Below are 17,843 nucleotides of genomic sequence, written 5' to 3'. Positions count from 1 at the left end.
AAAGCATTCATAATTTTATTATTAAATTCGCCACATAGGATTCAATTGTATTCAAAAATGACAGATTTTAACTTCAAGAAGTGGAATAAAATATCAGGTTGGCTGGTATTTCTAATTGCACTTACCACTTACACCCTTACCCTAGAACCAACCGCAAGTTTTTGGGATGCCGGGGAATATATCGCAACTTCCGCAAACCTTGAAGTAGGTCATCCACCAGGAGCGCCATTTTACCAAATGCTTGGCGCCTTCTTTTCTACTTTCGCTCCGGATAATTCGCAGATTGCACTAATGATCAATTTTATGTCCGGTCTTTCTAGTGCTTTTGCTGTATTATTTATGTTCTGGTCAATTAGTTTATTGGTTTTAAAAATTGCAGGACCGATTGAAAAATTAAATCCGGGCAATAAAATGGCTGTATTAGGTAGTTCCCTGGTGGGCTCACTTGCTTTTACCTTTACCGATAGTTTTTGGTTTAGTGCCGTAGAAGCTGAAGTATATGCTATGGCCGCCTGTATTATGGCGCTGTTGTTTTATTTAGGTTTACTCTGGGAACGTGATATGTTTAAACCCCGGGGGAATCGTTGGTTAATCTTAATTTCGTTAGTTATAGGATTATCTTTTGGCGTTCACTTTTTAGGTCTCCTAACCATTCCTGCTATCGGTTTTTTATATTTCTTTAAAAACTATAAAAAGATTACCGTAAAGAATTTCATAATCGCTAATATCGTAGTAGTAGCCGTTTTGATGTTTATTTTTAAATTACTTCTACCCTATACGCTTACCTTCTTTGCGGCTTCAGAATTATTTTTTACCAATTCACTAGGGCTTCCGTTTAACACAGGCACTATAATCGCGCTTTTGATAATTATCGCTATTTTTTATTATGGAATTTCCTACACCCGGAAGAAAAATTATTTTCAATTAAATACATTATTCCTTTGTATCCTTTTTATCCTAATTGGATTTTCAAGTTGGGTAATGCTACCCATAAGATCTAACGCACCCACTATTATAAATGAAAACAGTCCAGATAATGCCCGTGAACTGTTAGCTTATTACAACCGGGAACAATATGGTGAAACACATCTATTTTATGGACCTCAATTCTCTGAAATGTATGCCGGTTTGGATGAAGACAATCCTTATATCGATGGTCAACCTAAATATGAAAAAGATGAAGAGGCCGGTGAATATATTATTGTTAACGATTATAAGAATGCCAGACAAAATCTGGATGATTCACACAAAACATTTCTCCCCAGAATGTGGAGTACACAACATGCGGCCAATTACATGGATTTTACCGGCCCACTGGATTTCACTATAAAGCCGGAATACCAGGGAGAAGAAAGATTGGTAAGTGCTGTAAACGAATTTCAAAACCGATTTTCCAGCGGAGAACTGGATAATACCGATTATCATAATTTTCTAAGGCAGTTTGGAGATTATCTTAATATAGAAAAACCCTCGTTTGCTTCTAATATTGCATACTTGTTAGAATATCAGATTGGATATATGTACTGGCGTTATTTTATGTGGAATTTTGTAGGACGACAGGATGATGTGCAGGGAAAATATACCGATATGGACGGAAACTGGATTAGTGGTATCGATTTTATAGACGAGATGCACGTGGGCCCTCAAGATAATCTTCCCAGTGATGTAAAAAATAATAAAGCCCGGAATACATATTATTTCCTACCCCTAATTCTAGGTCTGATTGGACTTGTTTTTCAGCTTAAGCGAGATAAAAATAACTTTTGGGTCTTACTCGTTTTCTTCCTATTTACCGGAATTGCCTTAAAGATTTACCTAAACGAAAGACCTTTTGAGCCTCGGGAACGTGATTATGCCCTGGTAGGTTCGTTCTACGTCTTTGCTATTTGGATTGGATTCGGGGTCTACGCGCTCTTTGACTGGGCTAAAAAATTCCTTAAACCAAAAATTGTAGCGCCAATTGTAATTGTTGCTTCGCTTTTAGCAGTACCAGTGCTTTTAGCTTCAGAAAATTGGAATGATCACGATCGTAGTGGCAGGTATTCCACACTTTCAATGGCTAAAATGTATTTAGATTCTGTAGATGAAAATGGAATCATCTTCACTATTGGTGATAATGATACTTTTGCATTATGGTATGCACAACAGGTAGAGCGTTATCGTACCGATGTACGGGTAATAAACACTAGCCTTTTCGCTACAGATTGGTATATAGACCAGATGAAGAGGAAAGCATTTGAGAGTGATCCAATCCCCTCACAATTTGAAAATGAGGATTACAATGGAGTTAATGACGCCGTCTTTTTCAAAGAAGTTACCAATGACACTATTCCAATTAAAACCTGGTTAAATTATATCCAGAATGATGATCCTAGAACTCAGGCCGAATTACAGAGTGGCCAAATGATAAATACTTTTCCAACTAAAAATATCAGTATTCCGGTTGACAAAGAAGCTGTTCTGGAAAACGGAATCGTAGAAGAACGCTTTGCCGATCAAATAGTCGATGAAATTATTGTTCGGATCGAGTCAGACGTCATTTATAAAAACACTTTGATGATGCTGGATATCATTGCCAATAATAATTGGGAACGACCTATTTATTTTTCTGGCGGAAGCTTTAGCGACGAAGATTATTTATGGATGAAAGAATATCTGCAGCTAGAAGGTCTGGCATATAAACTTGTTCCCATTAAAACCCCCATAGACAGACAAAACCCTTATGATATGGGAAGAATCAATACCGAAAAAATGTACGATATCGTAATGGATTGGGATTGGGGAAATATGGGATCTGACCAGATTTATCATGATACTGAAACACGCAGAAATGCCATTACTTACAGAAGTAATCTGGCCAGATTAGTAGAAAACCTGTTAAATGAACAGGACACTACCAGGGCAGAAAAGGTACTTGATCTTGCAATGGAGAATATGCCCGTTGAGCATTACAAATACTACGCCCTGTTAGAACCTTATGTGAGTGGTTATTATGAAGTTGGCGAACCTGAAAAAGCACGAGAACTTTGGGAAAAAATAGCTAAGAAATACCAGGAGAGACTGGAGTATTACAGTAGTTGGGATATAGACCGGCAATATCGCTATTTTAACCAAATTGTTTCAAATATTGAGCGTTATCGTGCCTTAGTAGACTTACTGGTCGTGCACCAGGATGAAGAGATCTTAAAAGAAAAAGCAGAAGAATTCAACGAATATCTAGAATTATTTCGCCATTTTTATGGAGAAGAAGAAGAAATCATTCCTGATGTTGAAGACCCACAGGAAAATGTAATTCAGAAAAGACTCAACCCGGAATTAAATCAGGGAAATAATCCCCTTAGAATAGATTCTTCCCAGGAAGAATAACAGAAATTAAGACTAAGGAAATCTACAGTATCCAAAAGCACTGTAGGTTTCCTTTATATTCCAATATTCATAAGGTAAGATAAGTGCATTCTGGATTTTAATAAGCTTACAATCTTTCAACCTGCTCCTATTTATGAATTTATTTTTAGCTAAATATCCTTCTATATTAAAAAAGCTTTACCCAAACAGGATTACACGACTCAAGGAAGACAAAAGTCTTTACCTCACTTTTGATGATGGCCCAGTGCCCGAAATCACCCCCTGGGTTTTAAATGAATTAAAAAAACACAATGCGAAAGCAACCTTTTTTTGTGTAGGTGATAATATAAAAAAAAATCCTGTTATTTTCTCTCAAATTACAGCCCACGGCCACGGTGTAGGAAACCATACTTATAATCATTTAAACGGCTGGAATAACAAAACTGATTATTATCTCGCCAACATATTACAAACTGAAGAAATTATTAGCCGGCAAAATAACCTAGAAAAATCAAAACCAAAACTTTTTCGTCCTCCATATGGAAAAATTAAAAACTCTCAAGCTAAGACTCTTGTTAAACTGGGGTATCAAATAGTTATGTGGGATATTTTAAGCGGAGATTTTGAGAAGAGAATTTCTAAAGAAAAATGTTTGAAAAATGTGATAGTAAACGCTTCCGCAGGAAGCATCATTGTTTTTCATGATAGTATTAAAGCTTCAAGGAACTTAAAATTCACCTTACCAAAAGTTTTGAAATATTATAAGGAGAAGGGTTTCATTTTTAAGTCTCTTTAAACATATTCCTTAAGAATACCTACTAAGGTAGCCGCATCTTGCTCGCCACTTTGTCGCCATTTCATTTCCCCGGATTTATAGATCATTAGCGTTGGTAGGGTTTTTACCCGAAGTGCCTCGGCAAGCTGAGAGTTTTTATCCACATCAATTTTTATCACCTTGGCTTTGTTACCCATAGAAGCAGCTACTTCTCGCAAGACCGGGTTCATAGCTTTAGAACCTTCATTCCAATGAGTATAAAAATCCAATAACACCGGAATATTTAGATCTATTAATTCACCAAATTTTGACATCGAATAATTTTTTCTTTTAAAATTAGTTCATTCTTTTTTCCGGAGCAATCACTTACTCAAATATAGTAAATTCTGCAGATTATGCAGGTTTAGAACCTTTTTTGAGTTCAATGACACTAATCTCCGGCCAGATTCCCACCCTTCCGGGAAAAGCCAGAAAACCAAATCCGCGGTTTACGTTGATATACCGCCCAAATTCTTCGTATATCCCCGCCCAATTCTGGTAGCGGTATTGGACTGGACTCCATTTAAACCACCCAGGTATCTCAATTCCAAATTGCATACCATGGGTGTGGCCACTTAGTGTTAAATGATAATTGTTCGGATCCGTTTTAATCTTTTCCTGCCAGTAAGAAGGATCGTGACTTAATAAAACTTTAAAATCATTCTCTTTCAACCCTGCACCCGCCTTATCCAGGTCACCTTCTTTTTTAAATCCCCCTGCACCCCAGTTTTCAACACCAACTAATGCGATTTTTTCACCGCTGCGCTCAATAAACCTATGCTCATTTAGCAAAAGATTCCATCCCATTTTAGCGTGAGTTTCCTTTAAAGTTTCAAGGTTTTTCTTTTTGGCTTCTTTGGAGGGCCAATTTTTATAATCGCCGTAATCATGATTACCCAGAATAGAATAAACACCATCTTTTGCTGTTATATTGCCGAACATTTTTTTCCAGGGGTCCATTTCAGAAGCTTCATTATTCACCATATCACCGGTAAAAAGTACCAAATCGGCTTCCTGTTCATTGAGCAGGTCTACACCATACCCTATCTTTCTTTCATTATCAAAACTCCCACTATGAATATCACTTATTTGCGCAATCCTGTAACCATCAAACGATCCGGGCAAATCTTCAAAATATAGCGTATAATTAAGAACCCTAAAATTATACCGTCCCTGGTACATTCCGTATAAAACCGAAGCCAAAGGAATCGCCGCAATACCCATGGCCAGCTGACTCAAAAATTTTCTTCGTGATGGGATCGAGAACGTTTCTTTCGAGGAAAATAATTTTTCAAGTCCCCCCAGGCTTAATCTGAAGATATCTTCTCCAAGCATAATCACCGTCAGGAAAAGCTTGAATAGCATTATAGAGAGTAAAAAGCCAAAGGCATAACCTCGAGCTCCTGTCAGTACACTCCCATCTGTCGGTGTTAACCATTGATAAAGGAAATTTCCTAATACTGCCAGTGTTACGATAAAATATAGAATTACCACCCAGTAATTCCGGGTTAAGGTTTTCAAAGCCTGATAAGCATAAATTTCTATAAAAATGTAAAATATTATGAAGATTATCCATCTCATAAGTGCACCAGATTTTTTGCGAATATACTTTTATTCCTCACTTTATTGATTTCGTTTAGGTTTAATTTAACGCCAGAATAACGCTCTAACCCAACTGCTTGCATTCCTAAAATAGCGCCAGAAATGCTTTTCAGCTATAAGGTTTAACTATACTGATGATAAACTTTTTTTTTCAAGCCTATTGACTGAAATCATTCACTAAAACAAAAAAGGAAGTTAATCAGGATGATCAGATAATACTCCATTGCTACCCCTTGTAGCATAACTTCCGGGTATTCTTTACAAAAGTACTTCAGCTTTAATTGCCATAAAACATTATAGGAATGCAAACTACCCTTGCATTCCCTGCAAAGCCTATAGTAAAGAAAAATATCGGTCGCATAAATTTATAATTTTCAAAAATTTTAATGTTCAAGTTTTTAGTAAGCCCTAAGCCTGTATGATAATATCTTTGTAGTTTTGGAATATTTAGAAAAATAATATCCCAAAAAATATGCCTGCTCAAAAACGTCTTTTCCTTGTTGATGCCTATGCCCTGATTTTTAGAGGTTATTATGCCTTTATTAAAAACCCAAGAATTAATTCTAAAGGTTTTGACACTTCTGCAATAATGGGTTTTATGAATTCCCTTTTCGATGTTATCAGGCGCGAAAGACCAGATCATCTTGCGGTTTGTTTCGATAAAGAAGGCAGTGAGGTAAGAACCGAAATGTTTGCCGAATATAAAGCAAATCGCGATGCCACTCCCGAACCTATAAAAGAAGCAATTCCTATCATCCAGGATATTTTAAAAGCTATGCATATTCCCGTGATAGAATTACCCGGTTGCGAAGCCGATGATATAATTGGAACCCTTGCCAAACAAGCCGAAAAAGAAGATTACCAGGTTTTTATGGTCACTCCAGACAAGGATTTTGCACAATTGGTGACCGATAATATTTTCATGTACCGACCTGCAAGAATGGGTAACGGGATTGAGATCTGGGGAATTCCTGAAGTTCAGAAGAAATTTGGGGTAGAACGCCCCGAACAAGTGATTGATTTCTTAGGAATGATGGGCGACGCAGTAGACAATATTCCAGGACTCCCCGGAGTAGGTGAAAAAACCGCTAAAAAATTTCTTAAACAGTTCGGAAGTATGGAAGAATTGCTGGCCAATACTAACCAGTTAAAAGGCAAGATGAAAGAAAAAGTAGAAAGTCACGCTGAACAAGGAATACTTTCTAAAAAACTTGCCGCTATTCTTACCGATTGTGATGTGAAATTTCACGCTGAAAATTATGAACTTTCCCAACCCAATGCCGAAAAGGTTCAGGAGATTTTCGATGAACTTGAATTTAGAAGACTTAAGGATCAATTTATAAAACTATTTAGCGGAGAAGTCGACCATCAACAAACCCAGATCACAAACTCTCCCTCCGCTAAAAAGGTTTCCAAAACTGCTGGCGAAGGACAGTTTTCTTTATTTGGAGGTGATAATTCAGAAAAAATTGAAGCTAGCACAGGCGGAAGAAAAACTTTAAAAGATACCCCCCATGTATACCAGAGCCTGAAGACTAAAATGGCCAGGGAATTATTCCTTCAAAATTTGATGAAGCAGCAAAGCGTTTGCATCGACACCGAAACTACCAGCTTAAATGCTCTGGAAGCCGAGTTGGTAGGCATTGCATTTTCCTGGGAACCTGGAAAGGGCTTTTACCTGTCATTCCCCAGTGAGCAGGACAAAGCGAAAGAACTTATTGAAGAATTAAGGCCATTCTTTGAAGATGAAAAAATTGAAAAAATTGGACAGAGCCTTAAATATGATATTAAGGTTTTAGCAAAATATAATATTGAAATAAAAGGAAATCTTTTTGATACGATGATTGCGCATTACCTTATAAATCCAGATATGCGCCATAATATGGACATCCTTGCTGAAACCTATTTAAATTATAGTCCGCAACCTATTTCAGAATTAATTGGAAAAAAGGGAAAGAATCAAAAATCGATGCGGGATGTACCACTGGAAGATCAAAAAGAGTATGGAGTTGAAGATGCAGATGTTACCCTTCAGCTTAAAAAATTTTTTGAACAGGAATTAAAAGAAGCAGAAACCAGAAAACTTTTTGATGAAATTGAAATTCCGCTGGTTAGGGTACTTGCCGCGATGGAACTAGAAGGTATTAAACTTGACAAAAATTTCCTGAAATCCCTTTCTAATGCTTTAGATAATGACATTAAAGAATTGGAACAAAATATTTATAAAGAAGCCGGAGAGGAATTTAAAATTAGTTCCCCAAAACAATTAGGACTCATCCTCTTTGAAAAAATGGAATTAGTTAAAAAACCTAAAAAGACCAAAACCGGTCAATATTCCACTGGTGAAGACGTACTTTCTAATTTAATAAAAGAACATAAGATCGTTGAGGATGTATTGATGTATCGTGCTTTGGTAAAATTGCAAAACACTTATGTAGATTCATTGCCAAAGCAGCTTCAGAAGAGTACTGGAAGGATTCATACAGATTACGTGCAAACTATAGCTGCGACAGGAAGGTTGAGTTCAAACAACCCGAACCTGCAGAATATCCCCATTAGAACCGAACGCGGACAGCAGGTAAGAAAAGCTTTTGTCCCACGTGATGAAAACCATCTTTTGCTCGCTGCCGATTATTCTCAAATTGAATTACGAATTATTGCTGCTCTGAGCCACGAAGATAATATGATTAAAGCCTTTAAGGAAGGCAAAGATATTCACGCTTCTACCGCAGCTCAGGTGTTTAATGTAAATATAGATGAAGTAACCCGCGAGCAGAGAAGTAATGCAAAAACCGTGAATTTTGGAATAATCTACGGCGTTTCAGCATTTGGTTTGAGCAATCAAACCAATTTATCTCGCTCTGAAGCAAAAGAGCTTATCGAAACCTATTATAAAACTTACCCTAAACTAACCGGATACATTGCCGACCAGGTGGCTTTTGCCAGGGAAAACGGTTATGTGCAAACCGTCTTAGGCAGAAGGCGTTATTTGAAAGATATCAATTCTCAAAATGCGGTAGTAAGAGGTGCTGCCGAAAGAAATGCAGTAAACGCACCAATACAGGGGAGTGCCGCCGATATTATCAAACTGGCAATGATTAATATTTATAGAAAACTCAGTGAAGGAAACTTTAAAACCAAAATGCTCCTGCAAGTACATGATGAATTAGTCTTTGATGCCTATAAGGATGAAATAAAGGAAGTAAAGAAAATGATTAAGTATGAAATGGAAAACGCTTATAAATTGGAAGTCCCCTTAGATGTAGAATTGGGTGAAGGCAATAACTGGCTAGAAGCACATTAAAGATCTTTCTTTTAAAGAGAATTTCCACCTGGACAATTACAAGGTAGATCGTAAATTCAACCAGGAATGCGTTTTAAATCTATTATCTTTGTATGACGTGGGCAATAAAAAACCTCACAGACGAAGCTGCAAGGTTTTTCTATCAAACTATTGGTTAGGTTGCTATTTTACCCTGGCGTATTCTAAAGATAAAACGGTTACATCTTCAGCATCCGTGCCATCAGGGTTCCCATAATATTGATTGGATTCCATTTTACTGATATCAAAAGAAAAAGTATCCGTGGTACGTTCTAAAATTCTAGAATGAGTACGAGTAGTTCCATCAATAGTCATTGTAATTACAAGACGCTCCTCATTATTGACATTTTCAACATCCCAGCTACCTGAATCTGTTCTCCCGGAAAGACATTTAAAATCCTGATTGGTCTCCCCTGCTTTAAAGTCAAGTTTAGAATTAGTGGTTAACATATCTCCGTTTTCAAAAAAAATAACGCCCATATCTTGAAAACAATCAGTTTCCAATAAGATGTTTTTATTAAATACACCATCGTTATTAAGATCTACTACGGTATCGGTATTCATAGCAGAAAGGCGCCATTCCCCTTCTAGATCTTGAGGTGTAATAGTAGCCATAACATTAGTAGCATTAATTTCAGCTGTGGCCACATGATCCTGATTAGGTTCACAGGATACTATTATAAGCATCAGCCCAAATACTTTACAAAAAAAAATTAAATTAAGTAGATTTTTCATAGCTAAATCAATTTGAGACGACAAAGATAGGATGCATTAAACGATTTTTATGACTTTTTTAACATTAAAAATACCGTTTAACGTTATTTTAATGCCTTTTGACGACTTATTTCTAGATCTACTAGTAGTAAACCACCCTAAATACCATCCAAACCTTCAAAATTACAGGTATAAATTCCAAATCATAAATTTCAGATGCACAGCTATCTCCCTCAGAATAAATTAATTAATTTCGGATTTGCTATATGAATTTATAATTGTACATTTGCACCCCGATTTCCCCACATGAATTATGTAGGGAACGGGGAATGGAATGTTTAATAATAAGTAAATTTAATTAGTGTGGACACATTAAGCTACAAAACAGTATCAGCCAACAAGGCTACCGTGACCAAAGAATGGGTACACGTAGATGCTGAAGGACAGACGTTGGGCCGCCTATCTTCTAAAGTAGCCAAGCTACTAAGAGGTAAGCATAAACCTAACTTCACCCCGCACGTTGATTGTGGTGATAACGTAATCGTTACCAACGCAGAAAAAATCAACTTAACCGGTAAGAAATGGGATTCTAAAGAATACATTCGACACACTGGCTACCCGGGTGGACAAAAAAGTCTAACAGCCGCTGAATTATTCGAGAAAAATCCAGAGCGACTTATCGAAAAATCAGTAAAAGGAATGCTACCAAAAAACAAACTTGGAGCAGACCTATTTAGAAATTTAAAGGTTTACGCAGGAACAGATCATGATCATACTGCCCAAAAACCTAAAACTATTAACTTAAACGATCTTAAGTAATGGAGGTTATTCACAAAATTGGCCGAAGAAAAACGGCGGTTGCGCGAGTTTACGTTTCCGAGGGAAGCGGGAAATTCAGCGTAAATAAAAAAGATCTTAAAGACTACTTTACCACCGGTCCTTTACTTTACAAAGTAAACCAGGCCCTTAATCTTACAGGTAATGACGATAATTTTGACATTATTGCAAATGTTTACGGTGGTGGTATTACTGGACAGGCTGAAGCTATTCGTCTTGCACTAGCAAGAGCGATGGTAGAACTGGATGCAGAAAACAGAGCAGTTTTAAAACCAGAAGGTTTAATGACCAGAGATCCAAGAATGGTAGAACGTAAGAAATTCGGACAGAAGAAAGCCCGTAAGAAATTTCAGTTCTCTAAACGTTAATTTTTATTGGAATATATATTCCAAAGTTCATTTAATATTAAAAAGAATTTTGTTGTTATCCCAATTGCTATCGGGAGTTAGTTTAGCATCTAAACAGGTAAGGCCTTGTTTAAATACAGCCACTTACGTGTTGCTATCTTCAACAGAAAGTAAACTATTACAAAAATGGCAAACAAAGTAGAAGTAAAAGAATTACTTGATGCAGGTGTACACTTTGGACACCTTACAAGAAGATGGAACCCAAATATGGCCCCATATATTTACATGGAGCGAAACGGGATTCACATCATCAATTTATATAAGAGTGCTGCTAAAATGCAGGAGGCAGGAGATGCCCTTGCAAAGATTGCAGCCAGCGGTAGAAAAATACTTTTCGTAGCTACCAAAAAACAAGCTAAAGAAATTGTAGCCGAACAAGCTGAAAAAGCTAATATGCCATACATTACCGAGCGCTGGCCCGGTGGTATGCTTACCAACTTCGTTACTATTCGTAGAGCCGTAAAAAAAATGGCCTCTATTGATAGAATGAAAAAAGATGGTACTTTTAATACACTTTCTAAAAAAGAACGCCTGCAGGTAGATCGTTTAAGAGCCAAATTAGAAAAGAACCTCGGTTCCATTTCTGAAATGAGTAGACTTCCAGGAGCGCTTTTTGTAGTTGATATCACTCGTGAACACATTGCTATTAAAGAAGCTCAAAAATTAAACATTCCAATTTTCGCTATGGTAGACACGAATTCAGATCCTCGCGAGGTTGAATACGTGATCCCATCTAATGACGATGCTTCAAAGTCTATCAACAAAGTGGTTTCTTATGTTGCAGATTCTATTGTAGAGGGCCTTTCTGAAAGAAAAGCCTCAAAAGAATCTAAAAAAGATAAATCAGAAGATGAAGAAAAAGAGCCTAAAGCCTCAAAATCTGCTGTAAAGCAACCAGAAGCTGAAGCTCCTTCTAAAGATGCTGAAGATAAAAAAGCAATGAAAGAGGCCAAGAAAGATGTAAAACTTGAGTCTAAAAAAGAAACCTTAGACAAGGCTTCCTCTAACGAAGAAGAATAAAAACAACATTTTATAACATCCAAAAGGTCGTTTAGTTTCTTTCCTAACAGTTGGTCTCTAAGCGACTTTTTAAATAAAACACAATACTATGGCTAAAATAACCGCCGCAGAAGTAAACAAATTAAGAAAATCTACTGGTGCCGGTATGATGGATTGTAAAAAGGCACTTGTTGAGGCAGATGGTGATTTTGATAAAGCTATTGAAGTACTTCGTAAAAAAGGTCAAAAAGTTGCTGCTAAAAGAGCCGATCGAGAATCAGCAGAAGGCGCTGCAATTGCTAAAGTAAATGATAACAACACAAAAGGTGTTATTATCTCTCTCAATTGTGAAACCGACTTTGTGGCTAAAAATGATGATTTCGTTAAAATGGCCAATAATTTCGCAGATATAGCCTTAACAGTTTCTTCAAAGGAAGAATTACTTCAAGCAGATTACAACGGAGTTACTGTACAAGATAAATTAACTGAGCAAACCGGTGTAATTGGTGAAAAAATAGAAATTGGAGCATTTAAAACTCTTGAAGCACCATTTGTTGGTTCTTACATCCACGCAGGTAACAAAATTGCTGTAATTACAGGTCTTTCAAAACAAACGGAAGGAGCTGAAGAAGCTGCAAAAAACGTTTCTATGCAGGCTGCTGCCATGAATCCAATTGCACTTAACGAAGAAGGCGTAGATCAAGATACCATAAATAAAGAAGTAGAGATCGCTAAGGATACTCTGCGTCAGGAAGGAAAACCTGAAGACATGCTAGATAAAATAGCTAAAGGAAAAATTCAGCGTTACTTTAAAGATAACACTTTAGTTAACCAAGCTTTTATTAAAGACGGAAAACAAAGTGTTTCTGATTACGTTAAATCTGTAGATTCAGATCTTGAAGTAGTAGCCTTTGAAAGAGTTGCTTTAGGAGAATAAAATTATATTTCCTTAGCTTATACCCAAATTTATTTCAGTAAAGCTGGAAATTTCTAATAAACTCAAAACCGCTTCATAAAAGAAGCGGTTTTTCTATTTTTGCAATATGTCAAATAAATCATTTAAGTTTAAAGAATTCCAAATAGCGCAGGACCGCTGTGCAATGAAAATAGGTACTGACGGAGTTCTACTGGGGGCCTGGACTTCTCTGGATCATCAACCTAACAGTATTCTTGATATTGGCACAGGAACCGGGGTTATTGCTTTAATGCTAGCTCAGCGCTCTCCAGCCCCACTCATTGACGCTATAGAAATCGATAATGATGCTTTTGAACAAGCGGTGGATAATTTTGAGCAAAGTAATTGGGGCGACAGACTCTTTTGTTATCACGCAGCTTTTGAAGAATTCTTTGAAGAAATGCAGGATGAGGAAAAATATGAGCTTATAATTTCAAACCCTCCCTTTTATGTCGAAAATTACACCTCAGATAGTAAAAGTAGAAATAAGGCTCGTTTTGCTGAAGCGCTACCTTTTTCAGAATTAATTGAAGGCGTTTCAAAATTACTTCATCAAAATGGTGAATTCAATACTATTATTCCCCATAAAGAAGAAACAAGTTTCATATCCATGGCAAGAAAATTTGGGCTACTTCCAAAAAAAATAACCAGGGTGCGTGGTTCTGAAACATCAAAAATTAAAAGAAGCCTATTAAGCTTCAGTTTTAAAGAAGTTAAACCAGAGGAAAATGAACTTTTTATTGAAATTTCACGACATAATTATACGGAAACCTACAAAAATCTCGTAAAAGACTTCTATCTTAAATTATAATCTTAAAATTGTTTGCTTTAAAAAGCTTGGTTACATTTGTGTAAAACACCACACGAATGAGAACAGATAACTTCCAGGCTCCTGATTACTACAATTTAGATGAGCTACTTACCGAAGAACATAAGATAGTTCGCGATGCTGCACGAAAATGGGTGAAACGTGAAGTATCCCCAATCATTGAAGATGCCGCGCAAAAGGCAGAATTCCCAAAATCTATAATTAGCGGCTTAGCAGAAATTGGTGCTTTTGGCCCTTATATTCCAGAGGAATATGGTGGAGCTGGATTAGACCAAATTTCCTATGGACTTATTATGCAAGAGATTGAACGGGGCGATAGTGGCGTGCGTTCTACTGCCTCCGTACAAAGTTCCCTGGTGATGTACCCCATTTATAAATACGGAACAGAAGAACAGCGCAAAAAGTATTTACCAAAACTGGCTTCTGGTGAATTTATGGGTTGCTTTGGCCTTACCGAGCCAGATCACGGCTCTAATCCTGCAGGGATGACAACAAATTTTAAAGATAAAGGTGATCACTATCTTTTAAATGGTGCCAAAATGTGGATATCAAATGCACCCTTTGCTGATATTGCCATTGTTTGGGCAAAGGATGAAAATGGCCGTATTCATGGACTTATTGTAGAACGCGGGATGGAAGGTTTTACCACTCCGGAAACACATAATAAATGGTCCCTCCGTGCCAGCGCTACGGGCGAACTTATTTTTAATAACGTAAAAGTTCCAAAAGAGAATTTAATGCCAAATAAAAGTGGGCTTGGTGCTCCACTAGGTTGCTTGGATTCCGCCCGATATGGAATAGCCTGGGGCGCTATAGGCGCAGCTATGGATTGTTATGACACAGCTTTGCGATACGCAAAAGAACGGATTCAATTTGACAAACCAATTGCAGGCACCCAACTACAGCAGAAAAAATTAGCTGAAATGATTACGGAAATTACCAAAGCGCAATTAATGGCCTGGCGATTAGGGGTATTAAGAAATGAAGGAAAAGCCACCTCAGCCCAAATTTCTATGGCCAAAAGAAACAATGTGGAAATGGCTATAACTATTGCCCGCGAAGCTAGACAGGTTCTTGGTGGAATGGGGATTACCGGGGAATACAGTATTATGCGACATATGATGAACCTTGAAAGTGTAATTACTTACGAAGGCACTCACGATATACATCTTTTAATTACGGGAATGGATATTACTGGCATTCCTGCCTTTCAATAAAAAATAAGCCATTTGAAAGTAATTGAAATATACACTCCAAATTTGCTCGATACATCCAGCTGGTTTTATTTTAAAATGCAAATTAATGTAGTTATAAGATCTTAAAACAATTTCATACCAAGGTCAAAGCAAATCAAAACAAGGGCAGCGTTTACAGCGTTTGCCCTTTTTGTATTTTTCACAACAATCTTTTTTTAGTGGTTTTGGTTTCCTGGCTACAACCCCATCTAACTGTAAATATTCTTTTGATTTATTAGAATAAAATACGATAATATTATATGAATTTAAAAACTGGCTCGTCATATTTGAATATACTTTAAAAAGCTGAAATTGAGCGTTAATTCAATTTTAAATGAATGTTTAAATTTTATAATTTCTAAGGAGAATCTTAGTTTTGCCACATGGTATACAAAAATAGGATAAACGAGGTAAATCAAGAGCTCCAACCGAAATTAAACCAACTTTTGGAGCATTCTTTATATCAGAAAATAACCACCACAAAGCATCTGCAAATTTTTATGCAGCATCACGTTTTTGCTGTATGGGATTTTATGTCTTTACTTACTGCATTACAGGAAAAACTCACAAAAACTACAAATCCCTGGGTACCTGTTGGTAACCCCGAAATCCGGTATTTAATTAATGAAATTGTTTTAGACAAAGAAACCGACGTGAATTTTTTCGGTAATCACCAGAGCCACTTTGAAATGTACCTGGAGGCAATGGAAAAGAGTGGTGCTGACACTGAAAGGATTAAAAATTTTTTACTTCAGGTAACCCACGGAACAGATATTTTTCTTCTAATCGCAGCCACAAAGCTCCCCCACAATATTAAGATCTTTCTTAAAAATACTTTTGAGGTAATTACAGAGGAAAGCCCTCATAAAATAGCATCGGCCATTACCTTTGCTCGACAAGGCGTAATTCCGGATTTGTTCCCTTCCCTTATAAAAAAGGTTCAGCATAATTTCCCAAATGACGACTTAAGCCTTTTTAAATATTATTTTGATCGGCATTTAAACTTAGATAGAAAAAGGCATGGTTCAATGGCTTTAAAAATTGTAGAAGAACTATGTGGGGATGACAATAAAAAATGGACAGAAGTAACTCAAACGGCCAAAGAAGCACTGGATGCCAGATTGGAACTTTACAAAGGTATCGAAAAGGAAATTTCGAAAAACACGGATGCTAAAAAATTGCAAACTATTTAAATCCTACTAGCCACAGCTCTTTAAAATCTATGTAGCCAAGCTTATTATGGTGCTTCAGGAGCAAGTTTCACTTCTAAGCCGTCTAATTTTTCCGTAATTGGAATTTGGCAGCTCAAGCGGCTATTATCCTTAACAAAAAATGCCTGATCCAGCATATCCTCCTCTTCGATACTTTGTTCGGGCATCATATGTTCAAAATTAAGGATATAACACTGACAGGATGCGCACATTGCCATTCCCCCACAAATGCCAATGGTTCCTTCAGGTGCCAGTTCATAGGAACGGACTACTTCCATCAGGTTCATATTCATATCTGTTGGGGCATCTACCACGTGAGCTTCCCCTTCCCTGTCTATAATAGTTATTTTAATATCAGACATAACTTACATAAAGTTAGACTATTTCAAAATTCGTCATCACACTAGGTCTAAAACAATATATAATTATATATAATTATATAGCCCTTTAGTTCCTTCTTATGGCATCTATAACTTAATTCCCAAACAGTCGTTCATTTTAATTTATACTTTTTACTATTTCTTTTTTAGCTTCCTTTTTACTCCCATCAAATCCGCTTACACCACTAACAGTGGTATACTTCATTACGTATTTCTTATTTGGAAATATGCGTTGGTAAGCACTCTGACACATAATGGCAGCCTCGTGAAATCCGCAAAGAATAAGCTTTAATTTTCCCGGGTAAGTGTTTACATCTCCAATTGCGTAAACTCCTGGAATATTGGTTTGATAATCGTAGGCGTTATCAACTTTAATCGCATTTTTTTCGATTTCCAGCCCCCAATCTGCAATAGGACCTAATTTAGGTGACAGCCCGAATAAAGGAATGAAATAATCGGTTTTCTTGATCTCTTTTTCTGAAGCTGATGTTTTATGAGTAATGACCACATTTTCCAATTCCTCTTCTCCTTGTAGATCGGTAACCTCTGCATCCGTAATAAGATTGATTTTCCCAATTTTTGATAGTTCTTCAACCTTCTCTACAGAATCTAAAGCGCCTCGGAAATCTTTTCTCCTGTGAACCAGTGAAACTTCTTCGGCTATATCTGCTAGATAAATAGCCCAATCCAGGGCTGAATCCCCCCCACCGGCAATCACTATTTTTTTATCGCGATAGACCTCTGGCTCCCGAATAATATAAGCAACGCCTTTATCCTCAAAATCAGTTATATTGGCAATAGGCGGTTTTCTAGGTTCAAAACTTCCCAGCCCGCCGGCAATTACTACCACCGGGGCTTGATGTTTTGTTCCCTTATTGGTAGTTACAATAAAACTACCATCCTCCTGTTTATCTATCGTTTGTGCTCTTTCGCCAAGGGTAAATCCAGGTTCAAAAGGTTTTATTTGTTCCATCAAATTGGCAACAAGATCTCCGGCCAAAACTTCCGGAAATCCCGGAATATCATAAATGGGTTTTTTTGGATAGATCTCTGAACATTGCCCACCAGGTTGTGGCAGCGCATCTATCAGATGGCATTTTAATTTTAATAATCCTGCTTCGAAAACCGCAAAAAGGCCTGTTGGCCCTGCGCCAATTATAATTATATCGGTTTTAATCATGCTATTTGCAAAT

15 protein-coding genes are annotated in these 17,843 nt (G+C 37.0%); 10 read left to right on the top strand and 5 right to left on the bottom strand.

What is annotated here, in order from left to right:
• The first annotated feature begins 57 nt into the window (after positions 1-57).
• Together DET49_RS02130 and DET49_RS02125 are read left to right on the top strand one after the other, a co-directional pair.
• Positions 58-3,366 carry a DUF2723 domain-containing protein gene (locus tag DET49_RS02130; RefSeq protein WP_133546510.1) on the top strand — a complete coding sequence of 1,103 codons (3,309 nt, stop codon included), beginning with the start codon at positions 58-60 and terminating at the stop codon, positions 3,364-3,366.
• Between the two features lie 133 nt (positions 3,367-3,499).
• Positions 3,500-4,141, top strand: a complete 642-nt coding sequence (locus DET49_RS02125) for a polysaccharide deacetylase family protein (RefSeq protein ID WP_133546509.1) — start codon at positions 3,500-3,502, stop codon at positions 4,139-4,141.
• Here DET49_RS02125 and DET49_RS02120 read toward each other — a convergent pair.
• Positions 4,138-4,434 (bottom strand): thioredoxin family protein, encoded by a 297-nt coding sequence (locus DET49_RS02120; protein ID WP_133546508.1) that lies wholly within the window; start codon positions 4,432-4,434, stop codon positions 4,138-4,140. The two genes, DET49_RS02125 and DET49_RS02120, sit on opposite strands and share 4 nt — an antisense overlap.
• Positions 4,435-4,513: 79 nt before the next feature.
• The gene (locus DET49_RS02115; RefSeq protein ID WP_133546507.1) at positions 4,514-5,740 is read right to left on the bottom strand and encodes a metallophosphoesterase; all 1,227 of its coding nucleotides are present in this window, start codon (positions 5,738-5,740) and stop codon (positions 4,514-4,516) included.
• A gap of 493 nt (positions 5,741-6,233) precedes the next feature.
• Between DET49_RS02115 and polA the strand changes: the two genes are divergently transcribed.
• Entirely contained in the window at positions 6,234-9,065 is a 2,832-nt protein-coding gene (gene polA, locus DET49_RS02110; RefSeq protein ID WP_133546506.1) for a DNA polymerase I, read from the top strand.
• A 162-nt stretch (positions 9,066-9,227) separates the two neighbouring features.
• Here the strand turns inward: polA and DET49_RS02105 are convergent, their stop codons facing one another.
• Positions 9,228-9,770, bottom strand: a complete 543-nt coding sequence (locus DET49_RS02105) for a lipocalin family protein (protein ID WP_166636524.1) — start codon at positions 9,768-9,770, stop codon at positions 9,228-9,230.
• 390 nt (positions 9,771-10,160) lie between these two features.
• On the opposite strand from DET49_RS02105, the gene rplM reads away from it, so the two are divergent.
• The 7 genes from rplM (at position 10,161) to DET49_RS02065 (ending at position 16,252) form a co-directional block, all read left to right on the top strand.
• Entirely contained in the window at positions 10,161-10,616 is a 456-nt protein-coding gene (rplM, locus tag DET49_RS02100) for a 50S ribosomal protein L13 (RefSeq protein ID WP_133546504.1), read from the top strand.
• Positions 10,616-11,002 carry a 30S ribosomal protein S9 gene (gene rpsI, locus DET49_RS02095; RefSeq protein WP_075325081.1) on the top strand — a complete coding sequence of 129 codons (387 nt, stop codon included), beginning with the start codon at positions 10,616-10,618 and terminating at the stop codon, positions 11,000-11,002. The genes rplM and rpsI overlap by 1 nt, the downstream gene beginning before the upstream one ends.
• Positions 11,003-11,167: 165 nt before the next feature.
• Positions 11,168-12,061, top strand: coding sequence for a 30S ribosomal protein S2 (gene rpsB, locus DET49_RS02090; RefSeq protein WP_133546503.1), 894 nt, complete (start codon positions 11,168-11,170; stop codon positions 12,059-12,061).
• A gap of 88 nt (positions 12,062-12,149) precedes the next feature.
• Positions 12,150-12,977 (top strand): translation elongation factor Ts, encoded by an 828-nt coding sequence (gene tsf / locus DET49_RS02085; RefSeq protein ID WP_133546502.1) that lies wholly within the window; start codon positions 12,150-12,152, stop codon positions 12,975-12,977.
• 106 nt (positions 12,978-13,083) lie between these two features.
• Positions 13,084-13,806, top strand: coding sequence for a tRNA1(Val) (adenine(37)-N6)-methyltransferase (locus tag DET49_RS02080; RefSeq protein WP_133546501.1), 723 nt, complete (start codon positions 13,084-13,086; stop codon positions 13,804-13,806).
• A gap of 56 nt (positions 13,807-13,862) precedes the next feature.
• Complete coding sequence (locus DET49_RS02075) at positions 13,863-15,041, top strand: acyl-CoA dehydrogenase family protein (protein ID WP_133546500.1); 1,179 nt, start codon at positions 13,863-13,865, stop codon at positions 15,039-15,041.
• Positions 15,042-15,442: 401 nt separating this feature from the next.
• Positions 15,443-16,252 (top strand): DUF3050 domain-containing protein, encoded by an 810-nt coding sequence (locus tag DET49_RS02065; RefSeq protein ID WP_133546498.1) that lies wholly within the window; start codon positions 15,443-15,445, stop codon positions 16,250-16,252.
• Positions 16,253-16,296: 44 nt separating this feature from the next.
• Here DET49_RS02065 and DET49_RS02060 read toward each other — a convergent pair whose 3' ends face one another.
• The gene (locus DET49_RS02060; RefSeq protein WP_133546497.1) at positions 16,297-16,632 is read right to left on the bottom strand and encodes a 2Fe-2S iron-sulfur cluster-binding protein; all 336 of its coding nucleotides are present in this window, start codon (positions 16,630-16,632) and stop codon (positions 16,297-16,299) included.
• 136 nt (positions 16,633-16,768) lie between these two features.
• On the bottom strand, positions 16,769-17,830 hold the full coding sequence (locus tag DET49_RS02055) for an NAD(P)/FAD-dependent oxidoreductase (RefSeq protein WP_133546496.1): 1,062 nt from the start codon (positions 17,828-17,830) through the stop codon (positions 16,769-16,771).
• Positions 17,831-17,843: the final 13 nt, after the last annotated feature.

This window comes from Salegentibacter sp. 24 (assembly GCF_004362395.1).
Taxonomy (GTDB): domain Bacteria; phylum Bacteroidota; class Bacteroidia; order Flavobacteriales; family Flavobacteriaceae; genus Salegentibacter.
Note: the sequence above shows the minus strand (reverse complement) of the source record. Positions and strands in the feature narration are given on the sequence as shown.

Coding starts and splice junctions, on each gene's coding strand:
- polA (WP_133546506.1), top strand. CDS start 6,234: ATGCCTGCTCAAAAACGTCTTTTCCTTGTTGATGCCTATGCCCTGATT.
- rpsI (WP_075325081.1), top strand. CDS start 10,616: ATGGAGGTTATTCACAAAATTGGCCGAAGAAAAACGGCGGTTGCGCGA.
- DET49_RS02105 (WP_166636524.1), bottom strand. CDS start 9,770: ATGCTTATAATAGTATCCTGTGAACCTAATCAGGATCATGTGGCCACA.
- DET49_RS02120 (WP_133546508.1), bottom strand. CDS start 4,434: ATGTCAAAATTTGGTGAATTAATAGATCTAAATATTCCGGTGTTATTG.
- DET49_RS02065 (WP_133546498.1), top strand. CDS start 15,443: ATGGTATACAAAAATAGGATAAACGAGGTAAATCAAGAGCTCCAACCG.
- DET49_RS02060 (WP_133546497.1), bottom strand. CDS start 16,632: ATGTCTGATATTAAAATAACTATTATAGACAGGGAAGGGGAAGCTCAC.
- DET49_RS02075 (WP_133546500.1), top strand. CDS start 13,863: ATGAGAACAGATAACTTCCAGGCTCCTGATTACTACAATTTAGATGAG.
- DET49_RS02080 (WP_133546501.1), top strand. CDS start 13,084: ATGTCAAATAAATCATTTAAGTTTAAAGAATTCCAAATAGCGCAGGAC.
- DET49_RS02125 (WP_133546509.1), top strand. CDS start 3,500: ATGAATTTATTTTTAGCTAAATATCCTTCTATATTAAAAAAGCTTTAC.
- DET49_RS02055 (WP_133546496.1), bottom strand. CDS start 17,830: ATGATTAAAACCGATATAATTATAATTGGCGCAGGGCCAACAGGCCTT.
- tsf (WP_133546502.1), top strand. CDS start 12,150: ATGGCTAAAATAACCGCCGCAGAAGTAAACAAATTAAGAAAATCTACT.
- rpsB (WP_133546503.1), top strand. CDS start 11,168: ATGGCAAACAAAGTAGAAGTAAAAGAATTACTTGATGCAGGTGTACAC.
- DET49_RS02115 (WP_133546507.1), bottom strand. CDS start 5,740: ATGAGATGGATAATCTTCATAATATTTTACATTTTTATAGAAATTTAT.
- DET49_RS02130 (WP_133546510.1), top strand. CDS start 58: ATGACAGATTTTAACTTCAAGAAGTGGAATAAAATATCAGGTTGGCTG.